This window comes from Rhizobium herbae (genome assembly GCF_017873135.1).
GTDB classification, from domain to species: Bacteria; Pseudomonadota; Alphaproteobacteria; order Rhizobiales; family Rhizobiaceae; genus Pararhizobium; species Pararhizobium herbae.
The window spans coordinates 727,773-747,392 of sequence record NZ_JAGGJV010000001.1; the positions used below are offsets into that span (position 1 = coordinate 727,773).

The 19,620-nt window shown below is 56.2% G+C and carries 18 protein-coding genes; 5 read left to right on the forward strand and 13 right to left on the reverse strand.

All coding sequences use genetic code 11. From position 1 onward, the window contains the following. Nucleotides 1–180: 180 nt before the first annotated feature. A complete protein-coding gene (locus J2Z75_RS03645) occupies nucleotides 181–375 on the forward strand; it encodes a hypothetical protein (protein ID WP_209847878.1) in 195 nt (64 codons plus the stop codon). A 120-nt stretch (nucleotides 376–495) separates the two neighbouring features. Here the strand turns inward: J2Z75_RS03645 and J2Z75_RS03650 are convergent, their stop codons facing one another. Both J2Z75_RS03650 and J2Z75_RS03655 read right to left on the reverse strand, forming a co-directional pair. Then, entirely contained in the window at nucleotides 496–2,304 is a 1,809-nt protein-coding gene (locus tag J2Z75_RS03650) for a hypothetical protein (RefSeq protein WP_209847880.1), read from the reverse strand. Nucleotides 2,305–2,418: 114 nt separating this feature from the next. Then, nucleotides 2,419–2,709, reverse strand: a complete 291-nt coding sequence (locus J2Z75_RS03655) for a helix-turn-helix transcriptional regulator (RefSeq protein WP_209847883.1) — start codon at nucleotides 2,707–2,709, stop codon at nucleotides 2,419–2,421. 145 nt (nucleotides 2,710–2,854) lie between these two features. Here J2Z75_RS03655 and J2Z75_RS03660 point away from each other — a divergent pair, with 145 nt between their 5' ends. The 3 genes from J2Z75_RS03660 to J2Z75_RS03670 all read left to right on the forward strand — a co-directional run bounded on the left by J2Z75_RS03660 (nucleotide 2,855) and on the right by J2Z75_RS03670 (nucleotide 5,986). Then, a complete protein-coding gene (locus tag J2Z75_RS03660; RefSeq protein WP_065280291.1) occupies nucleotides 2,855–3,175 on the forward strand; it encodes a hypothetical protein in 321 nt (106 codons plus the stop codon). Then, a complete protein-coding gene (locus J2Z75_RS03665) occupies nucleotides 3,172–5,208 on the forward strand; it encodes an AAA family ATPase (protein WP_209847886.1) in 2,037 nt (678 codons plus the stop codon). The genes J2Z75_RS03660 and J2Z75_RS03665 overlap by 4 nt, the downstream gene beginning before the upstream one ends. Before the next feature lie 403 nt (nucleotides 5,209–5,611). Beyond that, on the forward strand, nucleotides 5,612–5,986 hold the full coding sequence (locus J2Z75_RS03670; RefSeq protein WP_062610109.1) for a putative phosphothreonine lyase domain-containing protein: 375 nt from the start codon (nucleotides 5,612–5,614) through the stop codon (nucleotides 5,984–5,986). Nucleotides 5,987–6,098: 112 nt separating this feature from the next. Here J2Z75_RS03670 and J2Z75_RS03675 read toward each other — a convergent pair whose 3' ends face one another. The 7 genes from J2Z75_RS03675 to J2Z75_RS03705 form a co-directional block, all read right to left on the reverse strand. Next, entirely contained in the window at nucleotides 6,099–6,659 is a 561-nt protein-coding gene (locus J2Z75_RS03675; protein WP_062602212.1) for a hypothetical protein, read from the reverse strand. Continuing rightward, nucleotides 6,634–7,260 (reverse strand): hypothetical protein, encoded by a 627-nt coding sequence (locus J2Z75_RS03680; protein ID WP_151343419.1) that lies wholly within the window; start codon nucleotides 7,258–7,260, stop codon nucleotides 6,634–6,636. Before J2Z75_RS03680 ends, J2Z75_RS03675 begins: the two co-directional genes overlap by 26 nt. A gap of 194 nt (nucleotides 7,261–7,454) precedes the next feature. Beyond that, nucleotides 7,455–7,907 (reverse strand): GNAT family N-acetyltransferase, encoded by a 453-nt coding sequence (locus J2Z75_RS03685; protein ID WP_209847889.1) that lies wholly within the window; start codon nucleotides 7,905–7,907, stop codon nucleotides 7,455–7,457. 135 nt (nucleotides 7,908–8,042) lie between these two features. Then, nucleotides 8,043–8,546, reverse strand: coding sequence for a ribonuclease H family protein (locus J2Z75_RS03690; RefSeq protein WP_244484307.1), 504 nt, complete (start codon nucleotides 8,544–8,546; stop codon nucleotides 8,043–8,045). A gap of 23 nt (nucleotides 8,547–8,569) precedes the next feature. Then, complete coding sequence (gene arsK / locus J2Z75_RS03695; protein ID WP_062610115.1) at nucleotides 8,570–9,790, reverse strand: arsenite efflux MFS transporter ArsK; 1,221 nt, start codon at nucleotides 9,788–9,790, stop codon at nucleotides 8,570–8,572. Nucleotides 9,791–9,793: 3 nt separating this feature from the next. Further along, on the reverse strand, nucleotides 9,794–11,203 hold the full coding sequence (locus J2Z75_RS03700; protein WP_062610117.1) for an NAD(P)-binding domain-containing protein: 1,410 nt from the start codon (nucleotides 11,201–11,203) through the stop codon (nucleotides 9,794–9,796). 54 nt (nucleotides 11,204–11,257) lie between these two features. After that, nucleotides 11,258–11,578: an ArsR/SmtB family transcription factor gene (locus J2Z75_RS03705; protein WP_062610120.1), complete on the reverse strand. Its 321-nt coding sequence runs from the start codon at nucleotides 11,576–11,578 to the stop codon at nucleotides 11,258–11,260. A gap of 231 nt (nucleotides 11,579–11,809) precedes the next feature. Between J2Z75_RS03705 and J2Z75_RS03710 the strand changes: the two genes are divergently transcribed. Next, complete coding sequence (locus J2Z75_RS03710; RefSeq protein ID WP_234937111.1) at nucleotides 11,810–13,543, forward strand: adenylate/guanylate cyclase domain-containing protein; 1,734 nt, start codon at nucleotides 11,810–11,812, stop codon at nucleotides 13,541–13,543. Between the two features lie 265 nt (nucleotides 13,544–13,808). Here the strand turns inward: J2Z75_RS03710 and J2Z75_RS03715 are convergent, their stop codons facing one another. The 4 genes from J2Z75_RS03715 to J2Z75_RS03730 all read right to left on the reverse strand — a co-directional run bounded on the left by J2Z75_RS03715 (nucleotide 13,809) and on the right by J2Z75_RS03730 (nucleotide 19,516). Continuing rightward, a complete protein-coding gene (locus J2Z75_RS03715) occupies nucleotides 13,809–14,264 on the reverse strand; it encodes a DUF411 domain-containing protein (RefSeq protein WP_062610122.1) in 456 nt (151 codons plus the stop codon). 301 nt (nucleotides 14,265–14,565) lie between these two features. Next, entirely contained in the window at nucleotides 14,566–17,742 is a 3,177-nt protein-coding gene (locus J2Z75_RS03720) for an efflux RND transporter permease subunit (RefSeq protein ID WP_062610124.1), read from the reverse strand. Further along, nucleotides 17,739–19,163: an efflux RND transporter periplasmic adaptor subunit gene (locus J2Z75_RS03725; protein WP_062610126.1), complete on the reverse strand. Its 1,425-nt coding sequence runs from the start codon at nucleotides 19,161–19,163 to the stop codon at nucleotides 17,739–17,741. Before J2Z75_RS03725 ends, J2Z75_RS03720 begins: the two co-directional genes overlap by 4 nt. Beyond that, nucleotides 19,160–19,516 (reverse strand): FixH family protein, encoded by a 357-nt coding sequence (locus J2Z75_RS03730; protein ID WP_407692741.1) that lies wholly within the window; start codon nucleotides 19,514–19,516, stop codon nucleotides 19,160–19,162. The genes J2Z75_RS03725 and J2Z75_RS03730 overlap by 4 nt, the downstream gene beginning before the upstream one ends. Nucleotides 19,517–19,620 lie beyond the last annotated feature (104 nt).

The following is a 19,620-nucleotide window of genomic DNA, read 5'->3' on the forward strand; positions in this document are numbered from 1 at the left end:
GGCTTTATTCACACCCCATGGTCGGTCACTTCGCCTCCTCTTTTCAACTGCGGATAATTACCCTTGAAAGTTGCCAGTTGCAGAGCGCTAAAACCCATTGAATTTTAGGGTATTGTGGCTTAATTTGACAACACTAAAACATGACGATAATAGTATTGTATTATAATCAGAGAGCGAAAAATGACATCGGGTCCGATCTTTAGCGACGCTCAGCTTAAGCTCTGGATGCGGAGAGTCCAGACCGAAATGGCCAAGGGGACCCCACCGCAGCAGACCCTTGATCTCGTCAAATCTGCCATGGAAGCACAATCGGCAGGTGAATCGCAAATATCACCGGCGATCGAAATTGCGCAAAAATCCGCAAAAAAAATCTAGAAATAACCGCCCCGACAACAGGCCCTTCTTGCATTTCTGTTGGAACCAATCTAAAGCGATTCCCACAAGTCTCGAAACAATAAGGCAGTGATACCAAGATTGCGATTCTCAGAGCCTATTTCAGGCCAAACGGCTACCGTAGTATTGCTCGACGTCGATACGTGATCGAACGAAGGAGCCAAGGCGGATAGCGGGAATCCCTGCTTTATTTAACTCGCCTCCAACAAGGTTTGCCAGCGCAATTTCCCCGTTCACCTGGAGCCTAGCCGCAACCTCTTTTGGCGATATGAACTTTCTACGAAAATCCCATATTTCCGCCATCGATATCCTACCGCTTGATAGAAATCCGTATGCGACAAGGTTCGAAATTTGGGGGCCGCTCATGCCTAGGTAAAACCCTGCTTCACCACCGGTTATCTCCGCAGAGGAGCCGTCGGGTCCTGGGGCCAGATCAGCAAAAAAAGCCTTCCAAACTTCAAAGTCACCGATCACAAGACCACGGATGTAGGGCGAATTCACTGATTTTCTCAATGTCGGAAGGGTCTGGTCCAGTATTCCCTGCAGCATCTGCGGCCAGGGACTGCCGGGAAGGTGGTAAAGTGCCAAAACGATATCGCTAATGGAGAGCGTCCGCTTCTTGCCCCTCGTGCGTGGAACCTCGATTGAAGTGAGTTCGCATACAGATCGTGTGGTCGCGTGCCAGTTTCTGGCGAGCAATTGGTCTGGGCACCTGAAACCTGAAGCGTAGCATGCGAGCAAGGCGCTCACAGGGAGGCCCGACTTCGCGCTCTCTTCGCGAACCAGTTTCGATGCGTGAGCATAACGGGAGAGGTCATGCCACGATACGGGCGGTGACGTACTAGGCGTCGTTTTAGTCGTCCCATCGACCGCAATTAGCACGCTCGCCCTCAACGATGACTTGATCCCGGACGTCATCAACTTTCGGAAGCGGGGATCGTAAAATGGCGACATCAATCGGACCCTTAGAGGGTGCGCATAGAAATCCTTGGTCTGTGGGAAAAACCACGCATTCTTTAAACTCTCAGCCATCTCGATGAAGCCGTGAGGCCAGTTGATCATTGCACGACCCGCTACAGAAAGATTTTTCGCGCTGACCTCTCCGACAGCCGAAAAGTTCGACTGAAGCGCTCGACACACCCCAGTTTTGAAATCAAGCGCCTTCGCGGCCTGCACTATGAATTCGAAAAGATGGCCAGGGTTAAATTCGCGTAACTCGGGATGGAGAGCCGCACGTCCACGATCTACTCTTTCGGGATCGATGAGGTCGGTTACGAACCGGACGGCCTCCTCGTCGTCGAATTCTACAATGGGTTGGGGGTAGTCACGTAAATCGACCGAGGCCTTTCGACGGTCGTTCGGATCAAAACATTTGTGGCAAGAGCAAATGCCCTTTGTAGAGACGAAGGTTAGTCGGGCGCGGCAAACCGGGCATTTATCGAGCAACGTTTCGAAAGTTGAAGGATCGAACGTAAGTGACTTGATGTGCCAAATGGCCTTTTGATAGCCACCATACTTCAAAAAAGTTGGCGCGACCCGTCGATGACCGATAAGTTGATGGTACGGCAGATTGCTAGAAAAGAAGTCAAAGCTATCCCGCCCAGTTGACGGGTAAAGAAGCGGAGCAATATCGGACTGTCCCTTCCTAGTGCCCAGAAGGTCTCCTAGGCCATCTAAGGTGAGCCCCCACTTGGCTACCCCGTAATGTGAAAATCTTTGTTCGCGTTTCCCGCCAATAATCTTCATAATTTCGAAGGGGTAGTGGTAGGCATTGAGAGCGCTCGCTCTCAAAATCAGGTCTGCGGCTCCCTCGCCCGGCATAGGCTGCACAGATACTGCGAGTTTGCGACCGGCCAGGGCGTGGTGGCGACGAGCCGCCTCGCCATCTATAAGTCCGTACTGCTTAGCCATAAGCGGCCCCGCGCTCCTCTCACCAATCGCGTGCAACATGACGGCCATTGGCCGCGCCGCGAATTGGCAACAGTACCCATTTGCACTTCGAGGGCGCGCAACGAAGTATGACCGTTACCCCTTTTTTGGGACGTCGACCTCGGCTGGGTCCTCACCAGTCCGACCGGAAGGGGTACGCCAGCGCACGCCCACTCCATAGGCCGTGGTCGCACCGGTGAATTCCACCCCCTGATCCTCCAAGGCTCTCACAACGCTTGTAAGCGTTTCCAACATGACGTTCTGGCCCTCTTCGACACGGAGGAGTGTATGGCGCGATACCCCTGCTGCCTGAGCCAACTGGCTTTGCTTCCAGCCGACTAATGCCCGGCCCGCACGCAATATCTCTGGTGGATAATTAATCGCCATACAGCGAAAAACGCACCTTATCCAAAAATGTCAACATTAGCTACTTAATGTAGCACATTGTTGACATTTAGTTGCGTTTATTTAACAAGAAGTAGCAACGATTCTTTTCGCAGCGATTCAAATCAGAATCACCACGAGGTATTTCATGGCTAACTCGGCTTCCCCACCAATTCCGTCCCCGCAGGAAATGATTGACGCCTACCGTCGGCTTGCTGACGACCTTGAAAGGTTTGCGGTGCTGGGTCCGAAATCTATCGTATCCAGCGCCACTATTTCGGACTGGGTCATCGCCAAGAGAGCCGTGCCTGTTCTTGTGGGGACCATCACCGGCCATCCGAACATTAAGAGCGGGAACGCCGGGTTCACTACCGAGATCGTCTTCTGGGATGAAAGGCAGAACCTCGCCAGGACTTTCAACCGCTGGTATCGCCTAGGACGTCCTCTTGAAGGAGGGCCCAACCAATGAAACCCCACACCCAGGACATGCTCGACGCCGCGATAGAGAACCTTCTAACAGCCACTGCCGAAGTCCGTGTAGCGATCTCCAAATTTCCTGCCGAACTTAGCCGACGAGCCGCCCCAACAGCCTTGGCCAGCAGTCCGCGTCGGTTTCTTGCTTTTTGCGCGTTCGTACACCTGATGAAAAATCAGCAGCATTTCTTCACCTCCGAGACTTCAGTAATAGTGATCCAAGTCCCACGGGCTTGGCCGATGGACGACTTCGACTATGTCGCAGAACTCGGCCTCAAGTCTGGAGGTCGCAGCTCCGTGCGGATTAAGGCTTTCTGCCATCCCCCAAGGACTAAAAAAGGGAATTGGGATTTCAGCCCTGGCGCATATCTGGACGCTCAGAAGGTAGTGGTCTTTCTCCCAAAGGGGGCGGAGCTGCACGCCGAGTTCAGGATAAGTGCAGACACGAACGTCGATTTGGAAATCCTTGCTGACCGACATCTGGATAGCCTCGCTCTCCAACTGGACGTCGGCCCATTGTCCGAAGAATGCAAAGCACTTCTTCGCCAACAGGACCCGAGGTACATAGATTCGATCTTCCGCAAAGGTCGGTCGGCACGGTCTGCGCTGGCAAGGGTCAAGGAATTATCATCAAAAGCCAGCAGTTCGCGGCGGGTCCTTCCACTTACATCGTATGGCGCGGCAGGAACATGGGGCCTCGATCTAAAACGCGATCTGGAACTCTGGCGGGCCGGTGCGCTTCACTGGGCCGATGTTGATAAAGGAGTTCTGCTGTACGGCCCGCCGGGTACCGGAAAATCCAGCTTTGCCGTATCCCTCGCGTCCGCGTGCGGCGCTCACTTGGTATCGGCCTCGCTTGCCAAATGGCAATCTCACGGTCATCTCGGCGACTTGTTGAAAGCGATGAGGATCGATTTCAATGAGGCGCGAGAATCCGCCCCGTCAATTCTATTCCTCGATGAATTCGATGCTTTTGGAGACCGCCGAAAATTCTCAGGAGATAATCAGCAGTATTGCAACGAGGTTGTAAACGCTTTGCTTGAAGCGCTCGATGGTACTGAAGGACGCGAAGGTGTTGTGGTGGTGGCAGCAACAAATCTGCCTGGACGTCTTGATCCTGCCCTCATCCGTTCGGGTAGGATAGAGCAGCATATTGAACTCTCGCCACCGAATGCGGAAGAGCGAGCCTCAATCCTTCGTTTCTACCTTCCTGAGTTGGCAAATTGCCTTGAGATAAGCCAAGCAGCAAGAGCGCTTTCAGGAAAGACGGGTTCGGACTTGGAACTTGTTGCGCGGAAAGCGCGACAGCGTGCGCGCATTGCGAATAGGGATTTAAAAATTGAGGACCTTACTGAGCACATCTCCGAGCGCATAAAGTTGGTCGGAGCCGATCTCTGGCGAATATGCATTCATGAGGCAGCGCACGCGTTGGTAGCGAAGGTACTGGAAGTGGGGACCGTCTCACGAATAGAGATTTTCGATCATACATCAGAAAACGAACGGTCACATGAAACTCACGGAGCGACTTGGATCGATGAGCCGGTGACACCGTTTAAAACTGAGAGGTACTTCCGAGGTGACATCGCTGTGGGTCTCGCCGGTATGGCCGCCGAGGAGCTGATATTCGGCTACCGCTCGACTACTGCTGGAGGATCACCAAGGAGCGACGTTGCGAAGGCAACTGAATTAGCTTCGCAAATGGTCACGAGGTTCGGGTTGGGCAGACGCCTCTCGACGTTTCCCGAAGAAATTGACCAGTCGGAAGGGGCCTTGTTTTCAATAATTCCTGACCTTCGCGCTGATATCGATCTCATTCTTGATGCGGAGTACAAGAGATCGAAGGAAATACTGGAGTCGCACCAGGAGGCGCTGATAAAAATCGCGGGCGCACTGAGGGACGAGAAATTCCTAGCGGGTGAGCGCCTTGCACAGCTGCTCAATCACCTATCCAGCGACGAAATTTCCGGATTTCAACAACTCTACCAAGGCAAACCAGGCCACCTAGTCCAACCGGGAACGTCGCCATGATCTAAGGCTCAGCTGGAACCGGATTGAAAACGGCCTCGGATGACGCGCGCAATTTCACGGGCATCATCCAAAGTCATGTGCGGAAAGCCAGTGTCCCGCTGCCCTACCATCTGAAGGAGACAAGCACTTGCCGCCTCCAGTTGAGCATCCTCATGAGGAATCGCCGCTCTTAACGCAGCTAGGTTAGGATTTTGGGGCATCATCTGAAATTTCGCACAGTCTCGGACCATTAAAGGATCGGGCGGAATTTCGTCGACGTCAACCAGCCACGATACGCCGCTTGTCGTTTAACAGACCCGGCCAAGCGATTTCTCGTCGGGCCGCTAACCTCGGCTCTTGGTTATTTGGTCTCCGCGCCAAAGGCCAATTCTCAACGTTTATCACTTCGAGAGGAATGCGCCTTATGTGGCACGCTGCGATTTCAAAGTCGGGGTTCACTTCGCAAATCGGCGGTGACGACGACATATTGGCGTCTGGCAAATGGTTGGTTCCCATAGCCCTTGGCGATCCTGAAGGCATATGGCGGAAATTGGCGGAAGCTGCGGCTCATGGCGATCTGGCGGCTGTGAAGATTTCGTCAGCTAGGCTTGATGTGAAGCTCGGCCACCACCTCGTCTGTGCATACTGCAAAACTTCGCAGGAGAACGACGTAAATGAGACACTGACGAAGCTTCGTAACCTCGGAGCTACAGGCGACCTACGCTACAAGTCTGACCGAGCGACCCTGCAAGGCCGCGACGAATATCTATGGCATTCGACCGAATTGGAATCCATCTAGCTGCCAAATCACGGTATGGCGCGCGCGCGTTATCTCGCGCCAGGTATTTGGTTCTTCCGAAAATCGATCCTACGCCTATATTTCAATATTGATGTTTTCTCTTTGGTAGCATTCAGTTCTGATTCTCTAGATGTATCGCCTGCATTGGCTGAATGATGCGCAAGTTACTCTCTCCTTGCTTGTCAAAACCGATAGTATATTGACCACAATCTTTCAGTTGAGCCACGCTGTCGATGACTGCCGCCATCTGCGTCGGGTCCATGGCCTGCGCAACTATCTCGTTGTCGCTGGTGGTAAAGAATGTGGTGCCGACCGGCTCGTTGCCTTTGATTGCCTGTGCGACCTTCGTTTTGTCCCAACCATCCCACGCATTGCCACAGTTTGCCACCAAAGGGTTCTCGTCAGGAGATGGCGCATTTTTGCATTTGTTTTTTGTGGGAAGCAGTTTGTTGCGGTCGAGCGAAAACGATTCCCCGGAACAGGGCTTGAAGGTGACGAAATTTCCGGCGGTGGCTACAACAAAACCGATGACGCCTGACTCGTCCTTTATCTCATACGGTCCGTCGCCAACGACAATTTTTCTTCTCCCGGCGAGTTCAATATCGTCGCCAAATGACGGATGGGGCACCGCGAGAAGCACGAGCAGACTAAGGCTGACAAATCTTCCGAACATTGATTTCCTCCCTGACCTTGTCTGCCGAATAAAGAATCTTTCCCTCATGGCTGACAGCAAAAAGCGTTCCCCTGTTACATTCATCGACATCACTGCGACACATCAAAAATAGTTGGCTCGGCAAACCTATTATCTGGCGAAGACGTCGGCCGTCTCTGCAAGCGTTATATAATTTTGCTGCCGGATCGTCCTTTCGCGCGTCGAGTAGAGGCACTACCGACTGGGATTTGTCACCTTTCCAGACATTGTCGCTCATATCACGAGCGGCTGTCGTTGCCGCTGCCTTTACAACGAAAAGAAGGACGACAACCAGAACCAGAGCGACAAGACCAAGTGACGCAGCCAGGCTGCGCAATATCTTCGCATCTTCCTTCACGTTGAATTCGAGCAAAAAACCCGTAAAGCCAAGGAGGACGATGGCGGCTATCGCGAAAATAACAGAACAAGACTGAAGTGGCACAAACGCATAGACGAGTACAGTTGTGAAGCTGACGTCGAACTGGGTCGCGTCAATCCCAAACTGGCCGAGATAAGATGTCAGATAGGCCCAACCACTGAAATAGATCAAGGCCACCGGCAGGGCGGCAATGAAGGCGTCCACCAACGCTGCTCTAACCGCCCCCACTTGTGGCCCCCACACCTGATAGTTCAGCCGAACCTTCTAGAAGCGTAGGTCGGCACGGTCCCTCGCCTACGTGTACTTCCCCCCGAAGTTCATGTCCAGATTGCTTCTGGCATGGCGCAGGCCCAGTTATCACGCCTGTGCGCGTTAAACCGATGCAGCGAGGAGTCCGGTCATTCGATAAACCGCATCATATAAACGGATGCCGTCATATTGCCCCACGGATCAACAAAATGACGAGGCACTGTCCCAACCTCTTGCCATCCAAGGCGTCGATAAAGGCGTTCCCCCGCCCCTCCCTGCGCCGTATCGAGCAAAAGAAGTGAACGCTTGTATTTGGTGGCCTGTCGTTCGACTTCGTGCATCAAAGCTTCGCCGATCCCTTGATTTCGGCGAGTGCTGTTGACGATGAGTTTATAGACTTCACCCCGATGCGGAGCGTTTGGCTCCGGCGACAAATATAGCTGGACCGTACCGACAAGTTTATTCTCGACCGACGCGCAGATCAATAAGCGTTCTCCAGCGACGACCGAGATTGCCACATCGTGCCAGTAGTGCTCGACCGCGTTCATGTCTAATGGCAGGATATGGCCGACCAACGCGCCCTGATTGACCGCGTCGACCAACAGGCCCGACAATTCTTAAGGTGCAGCGAGATGTCGGCCCGGTCAAAAACCTCGATTTTCATGCGCCCCTCTTTACTGGGAAAATACAACTAATAGTCAGCTTGGGGAACGTCGCGAGGTTTCGCCATTCGCAAATCAAGCGAGTTCGCCCGCCCGGAGCGAAAGGCATCCGCTTCCCGCGAGTTCATCCGCGCGTTCGTTGCCTTCGATGCCGGAATGACCTTTGCACCAGGCGATGGTCACCAACGGGTTGGGTGACAACTCAAAATCGATTGCCTTCCACAGTTCTGGACTGGCTATAGTTCGACTTCGAGCATTCGCATTCGCGACGATTTTTTTCCAGCCGTTGGTCTTCCAGATGTGTCGCCAGCTATTGCAGCCTCTGACTGTGTACAGGGAGTCGGACCAAATAATCGCAGGTTCACCAAGAGCATTGGCATTGAGCCAGGTTGCTGCCTTGAGCAGGGCGACTAACTCCAGCGCGTTGTTCGCTGAATCCAGGACGCCACCGAAGTCGGCCGCGATTTCCACGGCATCGCGGTAGGCGACGAATGCCCATCCCCCCTGTCGGGAATTGGGTTCATAACACCCGTCCGCGAAGACGTGAAGGCCATTTGGGGTGTCCGGCAATAAGCGCACGCTACCTCCACGGGCGGAGAACTTCAGGCGCTCAGTGGTGATGTGACCATCCTCTGCCTCACGATTAATGGAATCGCCAGGAACGCCAGTGCTCCAACCATACCGATTAAAGCGACGATCCACAAAGAGGGAACGACACCTATGGCGGACATCGATGCCGACATGGAAACCGGCGCAATGGCCGACGTGAATTGTTTCGCCGAGGTGCACCAGCCTAAACGCTTGCCGTAACCTTCGCGGCCGAACAGTTCCAAGGGCAGTGTACCGCCGACAATGCTCGTCAAACCTGAACCCAGGCCCATGCAGATCGCGAAGACGACCGCCCCCACAATCCAAGGCGATGTAGGGAGCAGGATCGCCAGGCCGAGCGGGAGAAAGAGCGTCGCGATTACCGCAAGCCAGGTCTGGGAAAGTCCGCCGCCGAACAGCAAATTGACGAAACGGCTCGCGACCTGTGACGGTCCAAAAAGAGAGGCAATGTAGATTCCGGATGCGCCAAGGCCCAGTGCCAGTGTCAATGGAACCATATGAACCAGGACTGCCGACAGGGCATAACCTTCAATTGCGAAGCCGATCAGCATCAGAACGAATATCAATTGCCCTTTTGGCAACGGCGTGGCCGACGACACAGCGGGTGCAGAGGATTGCGCGGGTTGTTCGCCTGCAACCTTCGACGACGTTAGTCTGGCAAGCCAAACGTGGATCGGGAAGCATATGCCAATATTGAGCAGCGCAAACAGGAGATAGACCTGCCGCCATGACATCCAGTCGTGAAGCCAGGATGTCATCGGCCAGAACAGCGTTGAGGCAAAGCCAGCGATCAGGGTCAGATGAACAATCGATTTCTGTGCTTTTCGTCCGCCGATTTGAACGATGGCCACGAAGGCGGTGCTGTAAAGCACGGTTGCAGAGACGATCTGCGTCAGGGCGAGAGCCAGACAGAAGGTGATCGGTCCTGGTGCCACTGCCGTTAGAAGGAGCGAGATTGCGGCCCCGACCGACCCAACCGCCATCAACCGTCCAGCCCCGATGCGATCCGCCCAATGACCGGCAGTCGGCGCGATCAAACTTCCGGCCAGGAGCGAACCAGAGAACGCGCCGAAAACCCATTGTTCACTCCATCCAAGTTGCCGGGCAATGTCCGGCACGAGGATGCTGAAAGCATAGTAGAGGGTTCCGTACCCGATGATCTGGGTAAGGCCGAGTCCCCATAGAGCTGAAACTGGCAGTTTTTGATCATCCATTGTTCAGGCGCTCTCAGTCAGACGTTCGGTCTCATTGGACCGAGGTCCGCAGCCGCAGCCAGATTTTCCTTCTGATTTTGCCGTGGCATCGGCAACACAACAGGCATCGACTTCAACAGGGGCCGGTCCACCGCAGCACGAAACCGCCGTTTTGCTACCGAGGTCGACGCTGCAGACGCCGGTTTCGGGGAGAACCAATTGGACAATACGGGCGGCGACATGATCACCTGCGATTTCGGCGACGACCGACCGCACCTGTTCGTAACCCGTCTTCATCAGAAATGTCGGCGCACGACCGTAGGACTTCGAACCGACGATGTAGAAATCCTTCTCCGGATGCTTCAGTTCCTCGATGCCGTGAGGCGGCACGGTTCCGCAGGAATGGAAATTGGGGTCAATGAGTGGAGCCAGCGCTGGCGGTGCTTCGACGGCTGGGTCCACCTCGACCCTGAGTTCGCGCAGGAAGGAGAAATCTGGACGAAACCCGGTGGTGACAACGATCTGGTCGATATCCAATTCTGTCTGCTGTGTCCCAACCGTCGCCGTCAGATGAACCCTCTCCTCGTGCACGAGGACCTTTTGGGCGGAGAACGAAGTCAGCATCTGCAGCCGCCCCTCATCCATGGCGTTCTTCGCGGCCAGCCCCAGCGCTCCGCGTTCCGGCAACTGATCGTTCAGGCCGCCGCCGAGCAGGCGCTCGACGCCGTGGTGCCGCAGCGCCCAGAAGATTTGCGTCCTGGGGTCAATATCCTGCAGGTCCATGAGAGCGATGGCGACATTGATGGCCGAATGGCCGCTGCCGACCACCAGCGTGCGTTTGCCAAGGAATTCGTTGCGGCGAGTGCCGAGAACATCAGGAATGCCGTAAGAAATCCGGTTGGACGATGCCTTTTCCCCCGGAACGCTGAGGCCGTTAATTCCCATTGGATTGGGTTGGGTCCACGTTCCCGAGGCGTCGATCACGGCCCTGACGAGCACGTCATGCTCTCCAGCCTGATCGGTATATCGGACAATAAACGGAGCATTGTCACGATTGCCAGACGAAACCTTGTCGAGGCCGTGACGGGTGATCGCGGTCACTGTTGCACCCAATTTCAGGCCAGACGCAATCTCCGGCACGGATGCCAGTGGGACGAGATATTCTTCGACGATCTCCTGGCCGTTCGGCAGATTATCCGGTTGAGGTGCGTCCCATCCGTGACGGTCCAGAAGGGTGCGTGCCGCATCATCGATATTGTATTTCCATGGCGAGAAAACCCTGACATGTCCCCAACCGAGCAGCGCCGCGCCTACCGTTTCGCCACGTTCGAAAACGAGTGGATGAATGTTACGGGAGACAAGGTGAGCGGCGGCGGCAAGTCCGACAGGTCCCGCGCCTATTACGGCAACTGGGAGTTCATTCATGGCAGTCATGCTTATCTCCTTCGGTATTTCCAGAATATTCGAAATTTGGAGTCAAAAAAGGGATCAGGCGGCGGCCTCTTTCGACTTTGTCCCGCACTTTGCATCCGCGCAGCATTCATTCGCGAGGTAACCGACCAAAGCATCCATATCGCGGTAGTTCGTGGTGCACATAAGTGTCGTCGCCTGCCGCTCCTGGATAACCAGGCCGGTATCCACGAGCTTCTTGAGGTGGTGCGACAGTGTTGAACCCGGGATGTCCAGCTTTTCCTGCAACTGGCCAACCGGCAAGCCTTCGTCACCAGCACGGACCAGCATTCGGAAAATCCGAAGACGGGTGACATTGCCGAGAGCTTCAAGCTGGGATGCTGCTTTTTCGATAATCATGGAAATAAGCTACTGTCGGTGAAGAAAGCAGTCAAGAGCTATTTCGACATCTCTCGAAATAATGCCTAGACGGCCGACCTAATCTTCTCGCAAGCTGCTAACCGAGATGGGGTGGTCACGGCTCACAGCCGCGAAGAGGTATTGGGTCGGAGCTTCGAGTTCACGCTCCTCCCGGACTTTCGATTGCACTTTATCCGAGGTAAACTCCAGAACTGCCACAGAGGATCGATTATGATGGAGCGTGCCGAACACCGTCTCGCTGCCATAATGGTCACGGATGTCGTCGGCTATTCACGGCTTATGGAAGACGATGAAGCCCGAACGCTCACCGCATTGAAGCAAGTTCAAACGAGAATTTTCGAGCCTGCCATCTGCGAATTTAGCGGGCGCATAGTCAAGACGATGGGCGATGGCTGGCTCGTTGTCTTCAATTCCGCCGTCGATGCGGTGGAATGCGCACTGTCCATGCAGAAGCGACTGGAGGCGGATCAAAGCGACGTTTCCGCATCGGAACGCATTACCGTCCGTATTGGCATCAATCTCGCCGACGTCGTTGTCGACGGTGATGAGTTTTACGGAGACGGCGTGAACGTCGCCGCGCGGCTGGAGGCGTCGGCGCTACCGGGCGGAATTTGCATAGCCGACGCCGTGCACCGCGAGGTCGCAGCCAAGGCGGTAGCGGAGTTCGAGGACGCAGGTGAAGTCTCCTTAAAAAACATCTCGCGACCCATCCATGTGTGGCACTGGCCCCGGGCACCCGTGCAGGCTGCTCCGGTCAGCGGTAAGGGTCATGCCAGAACCACGGTCGCGGTCCTCCCCTTCGAAGATTTGAGCCAGGCGCGCGACCAGACCTACTTCAGCGACGGCGTGACAGAGGACATCATCGCTGGCCTCTCGCGGTTCAGATCGCTATCCGTCATCGCCGCCAACTCGTCGTTTCATTTCCGTGCCAGGTCGATGCCGTTGGACGAGATAGCCAGGAAGCTGTCTGTCCGATACGTCGTGGTGGGAAGCGTTCGGCGCTCTGGCAACATGATAAGGATCGCCTCGCAACTCATAGAAGCTGCCACCGGGACGCAGCTTTGGGCGGACCGCTTCGACCGCGAACTGGTCGAAATCTTCACTGTCCAGGACGAAGTTACCAGGATGATCGTATCCAACCTGGTCGGCCAGATCGAAAGCCAGGATTTCCAGCACGCGATGCGCAAGCCGACGACCAGCCTTGCCGCGTATGATCTATATCTCCGGGGTTTGGTTCATCTGCGGGGGTACCAGGACACTGACAATTCCGACGCAGTGAAGATGTTCGAAGCCGCTCTCGAACTCGATCCGATGTTCGCGCTAACCCGGGCGTACCTTGCACTCTCCAGGGTGGCTGTCGGCGGGTACGCGTCAGCTCCACCCGCCCTGCTTGACGAGGCCCTGGCGGCGTCTCAGATGGCGGCTGCGCTGGATCAGGGGAACAGTGTCTGTCAGCGCATTATCGCGCTTGTTCTCACGTTCCGTCGCGAATTCGATGCCGCCGAACGTCACTATCGGCAAGCCTATCAACTCAACCCGAACGACGCCAATGGCCTTGTAGGAATGGGAGGTCTAATCGCACGTCGCGGAAGAGTTGCCGAAGCAACGCAGTGGATTGAGGAAGGATGCAGGTTGAATCCGTTTCCGCCTCCTTGGTATCACGCCGTTCTGGGAAATCTGCTCTACATCTCGGGCAAATATGACGAGGCGGCGACCACTCTGCGGGAATTGCCGAATCCTGGGGCGTACACACATGCGAGATTGGCCGCGTGTTATGCGCAGGCAGGAAGGATGACGGAGGCGAGCGCTGAGGTCGCCTTTGTACTTCAACTCAACAAAGCGTTTTCGACGGACGGGTTTCTGAAAAACGTGCTGCTGATCGAGCAGTTGGAACATCGTGCACTCTATCGTGAGGGCCTCTTGAAGGCGGGCCTGCCAGAATGAAGTGACGATCAACACGATGGCAACGAACCCGTCGACCTAGTGCACTGCTGAATCACCTCGTACGTTCTGGTTCACTGAGCGTGGCGGGTGGGAAATTGCCCCTCGACTAACGCCGCGACTACGCACCGGCACATCGGCCCCAGGGAGTTTTGGTTGTATCCGATATTGGCAATGTCTCGCGGTCCGGCGAGACATTGCAGCCGAGCGCCAGGTATATCGGACCCGGGGCTGGCTCTTTGCATATCGCCGGGAGACCTACCGACTATCAGGTTTTCGGCCTAACCGCCTGATAAAGTATGCTCGACCCGTCTTTGTTCACCGCATAGACGTCGTAAGATGCTTTCGGGTCGTCGCCCATTCCCAGTGATCCCTCTGGCATTCCGGCAACGGCAAGCCCAGCAATCTGCGGGCGTTCTGCCATCAACCTTTTCGCTGCGTCCACGGGAACGTGACCTTCCAAGTAATACCCGGCGACAATGGCTGTGTGGCAACCTTGCATTTCAGCAGGAACAGCGAACCGCTCCTTGATGATGTTGAGATCGCCCACGTTTTCAGCCCGCACGGAAAAACCAGCGTTTTTCATCGCCTCGGCCCAGGCGTGACAACAGCCACAGTTCGGGTCCTTGTAGACGGTCATACTTTCACCGGCCGCCCGCGCCACTCCGAGCAAGGAAATCGATCCTGCCGCGACGATGGAGCAAAGGAATTGTCTTCGTTTCATTTTGATAGTCCTTTCCCAAAACGTGGGCAGTGGGGAACCGAGCTAATCGCCCCCCAAACTGCCGAGCTTTCGAGTGCCTAACGGCATTGTCGGAGTTGCGCCGGACCGCAGTCAAATCACACTCACTCACGTTTCGGCGCTGGCTGCTTCCCGCCTAGAAACATCCTCGTCAGCGGAAGAACAGATATTTGACGAGCGCCGCGATTACGAGAACAACGACGGCGAGCCCGATAAGGCCTGCAAGCCCCATCCCCCACATCATGCCGGTGCCCATCATATCGTTCATCATGGCGTCCTCCCTTCATTCGGCCGCCTCGTTCAAGACCACCGATCCGGGCTTCATATCGACCATCCGGAATTCTGTGCTGGCAGGTAGCCGCCAACCCTTGACCAGCCCGTAGATCGCCGGGATCACCACCAATGTCAGGATCGTCGACGAGATCATCCCGCCGATCATCGGCACGGCGATCCGCTGCATGATTTCTGACCCGGCACCTGTGCTCCAAAGAATAGGCACCAGTCCGGCCATGATAGCCACGACGGTCATCATCTTCGGCCGAACACGCTCGACAGCACCGACCATGATCGCCTGCTGGAGATCGAGCCTCGTGAAACCGCGCTCCTCCGCCTCGCATGCGATCCGTCGTTCCTTCAGGGCCTGATCGAGGTAGATTAGCATGATCACACCGGTCTCTGCCGCGACGCCTGCCAAAGCGATGAACCCTACCGCTACAGCGACGGAGGCATTGAACCCCAACCACCACATCAACCAGATGCCGCCGACCAAGGCGAACGGCAGGGAGAGCATGACGATCAGCGTCTCGGTGAGCGCCTTGAAGTTCAGATACAGCAGCAGGAATATCAGCGCGAGTGTAAGCGGCACGACGATGGCGAGGCGTGCCTTGGCCCGTTCCAGGTATTCGAACTGTCCGCTCCATGCGACCGAGTATCCGGAAGGCATCGTCACACTGCTGGCAACGGCGTTTTGTGCTTCCGCGACATAGCCGCCCAGATCACGATTGGCGATATCCACGAAGATGTAGACGGCAAGCTGACCATTCTCTGTCCGGATGGTGGTGGCACCCCGTGTAAGCTTTACCTCTGCGACCTCCCCCAACGGTACAGTTCCGCCACCCGGTAGCGAAACCTGGACATCCCGTGCAATCGATTGGGGATCACTTCTGAACGCCCTCGGATATCGGATGGCAACTCCGTAGCGCTCTCTGCCCTCGACCGTCGACGTCACCACTTCCGAACCAAGCGCCATGCCGATCACATCCTGAACGTCGTCGACGCTCAGTCCATATCGGCCAAGCGCCGTGCGGTCCGGAATGATATCAAGATAGTAGCCGCCAATTACACGTTCGGCATAGGCGCTCGATGTTCCCGGGATCGTTTTCAGGACGGTCTCGATATCCCGAGCAACCCGCTCCATTTCCTTGAGGTCGGTTCCGTACACTTTGACGCCGACTGGCGTCCTGATGCCCGTTGACAGCATGTCAATGCGGGCTCGGATCGGCATAGTCCACGCATTGGAGACGCCCGGAAACTGAAGCGCCGAATCCATCTCCTGCTTCAAGCTGTCAATGGTTACGCCCGGCCGCCACGCAGATTTTGGTTTCAAGGTGATGATCGTCTCAAACATTTCCGTCGGTGCGGGATCAGTTGCGGTTAGCGCCCTTCCCGCTTTGCCGAACACCGTTTCAACCTCCGGGAACGATTTGATGATCCGATCCTGCGTCTGCATCAGCTCGGCAGCTTTAGTGATCGACAAGCCTGGAAGCGTTGTCGGCATGTACATGAGCGTGCCTTCGTTCAGGCTCGGCATGAACTCGCTGCCAATCTGACGGGCGGGCCAAATTGTAACGGCAAGTGCCACCATCGCGACGAGGATCGTCAGGGTCTTTGCCTTGAGAACACCTGAGATGATCGGGCGGTATATCCAGATCAGGAACCGGTTGAGCGGATTCTTGTGTTCCGGAACGATCTTGCCCCGGACAAACACCACCATTAGCGCGGGCACCAGCGTGATCGACAGTAATGCCGCCGCCGCCATGGCGAAGGTTTTCGTGAAGGCGAGCGGCCCGAACAACCGCCCTTCCTGTGACTCCAGTGTGAAGATCGGGAGAAACGAGACGGTGATGATCAGCAGGCTGAAGAACAGGGCTGGCCCAACTTCGCTCGCAGCTTTGATGAGAACCTCCGTTCGCGGTTTGTCAGGCGGAGCGCGTTCTAGATGCTTGTGGGCGTTCTCGATCATGACGATGGCCGCGTCGATCATCGCGCCGATGGCGATGGCGATACCGCCAAGGCTCATGATGTTCGCCCCGATCCCTAGTGAACGCATCGCGGTAAAGGCGATCAAAATGCCGATTGGGAGCATGATGATTGCGACCAGGGCGCTACGGACGTGGAGCAGGAATGCGATTGTCACGAGGGCGACAACGATGGACTCCTCGATGAGTGTCCCTTTCAGGGTCTCAATAGCGGCGTTGATCAGTTCAGATCGATCATAAACCGGCAGGATTTCCGTCCCTGCTGGCAAGCTGTCCTTGATTGCGGCCAAACTCTTCTTGGCGTTGTCGATGACGGTCAAGGCGTTTGCGCCGAAGCGCTGGAGGACGATGCCGCTCGCGACCTCCCCCTCACCGTTCAGCTCGGTGATGCCCCGGCGTTCGTCCGGAACCAGCTCAACCCTAGCGACGTCGGAAAGACGCAGCGGGATGCCGCCGTTGGTTTTAAGGACAATGCTCTCGATGTCCTTGATGCCTTGCAGGTAGCCCTTCCCCCGCACCATGAATTCGAACTCGGAGAGTTCGACGGTACGGCCGCCGACATCGCGATTGCTGGATCGCACGGCATCGGCGATATCCGACAGCGAGACATTCTGGGCCTTCAGCCGGGCGGGATCGACGACAATGGAATATTGCTTGACGAACCCGCCGACGCTTGCGACTTCGGCCACACCCTCTGATTTGGAAACGGCAAATCGCACGACCCAGTCCTGCAACGACCGAAGTTCGGCCAGAGACAGTTCCTTGGCCACCACGGCATACTGGTAGACCCAGCCTACGCCCGTCGCGTCCGGCCCGAGGCTCGGGGACACGCCGTCGGGGAGACGGCCTGCGGCCGCGTTTAGATATTCGAGTACGCGGCTGCGGGCCCAATAGGGATCGGTTCCGTCTTCGAAGATCACGTAGACGAACGACACGCCGAAGAACGAGAAGCCGCGCACGACTTTCGATTTCGGCACGGTCAGCATCGAGGTCGTCAAGGGATAGGTGACCTGATCCTCAACGACCTGTGGTGCCTGCCCGGGATAGTCGGTGAAGACGATCACCTGGACGTCGGACAGATCAGGGATTGCATCGAGCGGTAACGCCCTCAGGGCATAGATGCCGCCTGCGATAGACAGTGCTGCGCCCACGAAGATAAGGACCAAGTTGCGGGCCGACCATGCGATCAAGTGCGCGATCATGGCTTCACCTCGTCTGGCGTCAGGGCGCTGAGTGCAGCGTTTAGGTTGCTTTCGGCGTCGAGGAGGAAATTGGCAGAAACAACCACGCGGTCTCCAGCCGCGACCCCATTGGTGACCTCGGTGACATCTTCACCCCGGATGCCCAGGGTGACATCCACCGGTTCGAATTTCCCTTCACCTTTGTCGAGAAACACGATCTGGCGGTCGCCCGTGTCGATGACTGAATTGTTGGGGACCGCGACGACCCGGTTTCCGGCTCCGGCCTCGATTTCGACCTCGGCATAAATGTTGGGCATCAGTTGCCCGTCCGGATTTGGAAGCTCGATCCGGACCTTTGTCGTCCGCGTCTGCATCTGGACCTCCGGATAGATGAGGTCGACCTTGCCCGTAAAAACCTTGCCGGGAAGATTGCGGACGTTGACGGAAACGACCGCGCCCTTTCGGACGGCACTCAACTCGTATTCGGGCACGTCAGCGATCACCCAGACCTTGGAGACGTCCGCGATCCGGAACAGGATGTCTCCGGCCTCTGCCATCATGCCGCTCACCACCATGCGCTCCAGGACAACGCCATCACGCGGAGACGTGTAGGAAATACTTTGCGGCACCTTTCGGTCGGTCGCGATGCTATTGATCGTTGCTGTCGGCACACCGAGGTTCTTCAATCGGAGGGCGGAGCCTGTGTCAGGGCCAGCCTTCCCGCCATTGCGCATCTCGGTCGCGTATTCGGCTCCGGCGGTCGCGATCTCCTTCGAGTAGAAATGGAAGAGGTTTTCCCCCTTCTTGATCCTGTCGCCAGTGGTGACGTTGGCGACATCTTCCACGAAGGCGTCCGCCCGCATGGAGATGATGCTGACCAACCGCTCATCGAGCGAAACCGTGCCTGGCACGCGGATTTTCCGGCTGACCGTGGTCATCTCCGCCAATGCGGTTTTGACGCCGGTCCGCTGGAGTTTTCCGAGCGATACCTTCACCGTTGAGCTATCCGTTACCTCCCCGTCGTAAACAGGTAGGTAGTCCATTCCCATGGAATCCTTCTTTGGTACCGTGGAGGTATCCGGAAGGCCCATCGGATTTCGGTAGTACAATAACTTTCGTTCGGAACTCGCGGACGCGGTGTCAGACGGGAGCACCGCTCCTTTTGCGTCGAACTTCACGTCTTCGCTTTCGCGGACGGCCACAAACGGCCGCCCGTCGTCAGTATTCTTGGCCCCAGCCGAATACTCGGCCGCCCCGTCGGGGTGGCTGTAGTAAATAATGGCACCGGTAGGCTCCGGCTTTCCGTCATCATCGGCCGCCATCGCGACTTCTGCTGGCTTGTTTCTGAGCCAGGAGCCGAGATCATTTTTCCCAGCCCAATAGCCTCCCCCGCCGACAAATGCGGCCAGGGAAACCGTGGCAATAAAGCGCGGCGTCGTCACGGCATAGCCTTGAGCACGAGTTCGCCCTGAACCGTTTCCGGTTCGCCCTGGACCTTGGCGGCGATCTGGAACCGCCATCCGCCTTCCATGGAAAGGTTGGTCGTGAAGGTATAGACGCCGGGTTCAGTGGATGCAGCCGCCTCGACGGGGGTGGTCATCGTTTCCATGCCTTCTGGAGCCATATCCATACGGGTGGTGAAGATGACTGCATCGGGAACTGTTTTGCCGGTTCTCTTGTCGACCAGGCGGACGGATACGGTTTCCCCAGCCCCCTGTTTGATGTCGGTCTTGACTGCCTGAAATTCGTAGTCGGTTGCCGCAGCCGAGGAGGCAACTGGAGTTACGAACATCATTGCGCCTGCGAGGAGGACGGTCCCCGCGTTAAAGAGTGTCTTGCTCATGATTCAATGTCTCATCCGGACGGGTCCTGGACCGCGTCCTTAGTCAAAAGGGATCG

What these genes read in the sequence shown, in the direction of transcription:
- J2Z75_RS03645 (WP_209847878.1), top strand. Translation starts at nt 181, where the DNA reads ATGACATCGGGTCCGATCTTTAGCGACGCTCAGCTTAAGCTCTGGATG.
- J2Z75_RS03650 (WP_209847880.1), bottom strand. Translation starts at nt 2,304, where the DNA reads ATGGCTAAGCAGTACGGACTTATAGATGGCGAGGCGGCTCGTCGCCAC.
- J2Z75_RS03655 (WP_209847883.1), bottom strand. Translation starts at nt 2,709, where the DNA reads ATGGCGATTAATTATCCACCAGAGATATTGCGTGCGGGCCGGGCATTA.
- J2Z75_RS03660 (WP_065280291.1), top strand. Translation starts at nt 2,855, where the DNA reads ATGGCTAACTCGGCTTCCCCACCAATTCCGTCCCCGCAGGAAATGATT.
- J2Z75_RS03665 (WP_209847886.1), top strand. Translation starts at nt 3,172, where the DNA reads ATGAAACCCCACACCCAGGACATGCTCGACGCCGCGATAGAGAACCTT.
- J2Z75_RS03670 (WP_062610109.1), top strand. Translation starts at nt 5,612, where the DNA reads ATGTGGCACGCTGCGATTTCAAAGTCGGGGTTCACTTCGCAAATCGGC.
- J2Z75_RS03675 (WP_062602212.1), bottom strand. Translation starts at nt 6,659, where the DNA reads ATGTTCGGAAGATTTGTCAGCCTTAGTCTGCTCGTGCTTCTCGCGGTG.
- arsK (WP_062610115.1), bottom strand. Translation starts at nt 9,790, where the DNA reads ATGGATGATCAAAAACTGCCAGTTTCAGCTCTATGGGGACTCGGCCTT.
- J2Z75_RS03700 (WP_062610117.1), bottom strand. Translation starts at nt 11,203, where the DNA reads ATGACTGCCATGAATGAACTCCCAGTTGCCGTAATAGGCGCGGGACCT.
- J2Z75_RS03705 (WP_062610120.1), bottom strand. Translation starts at nt 11,578, where the DNA reads ATGATTATCGAAAAAGCAGCATCCCAGCTTGAAGCTCTCGGCAATGTC.
- J2Z75_RS03710 (WP_234937111.1), top strand. Translation starts at nt 11,810, where the DNA reads ATGATGGAGCGTGCCGAACACCGTCTCGCTGCCATAATGGTCACGGAT.
- J2Z75_RS03715 (WP_062610122.1), bottom strand. Translation starts at nt 14,264, where the DNA reads ATGAAACGAAGACAATTCCTTTGCTCCATCGTCGCGGCAGGATCGATT.
- J2Z75_RS03720 (WP_062610124.1), bottom strand. Translation starts at nt 17,742, where the DNA reads ATGATCGCGCACTTGATCGCATGGTCGGCCCGCAACTTGGTCCTTATC.
- J2Z75_RS03730 (WP_407692741.1), bottom strand. Translation starts at nt 19,516, where the DNA reads ATGATGTTCGTAACTCCAGTTGCCTCCTCGGCTGCGGCAACCGACTAC.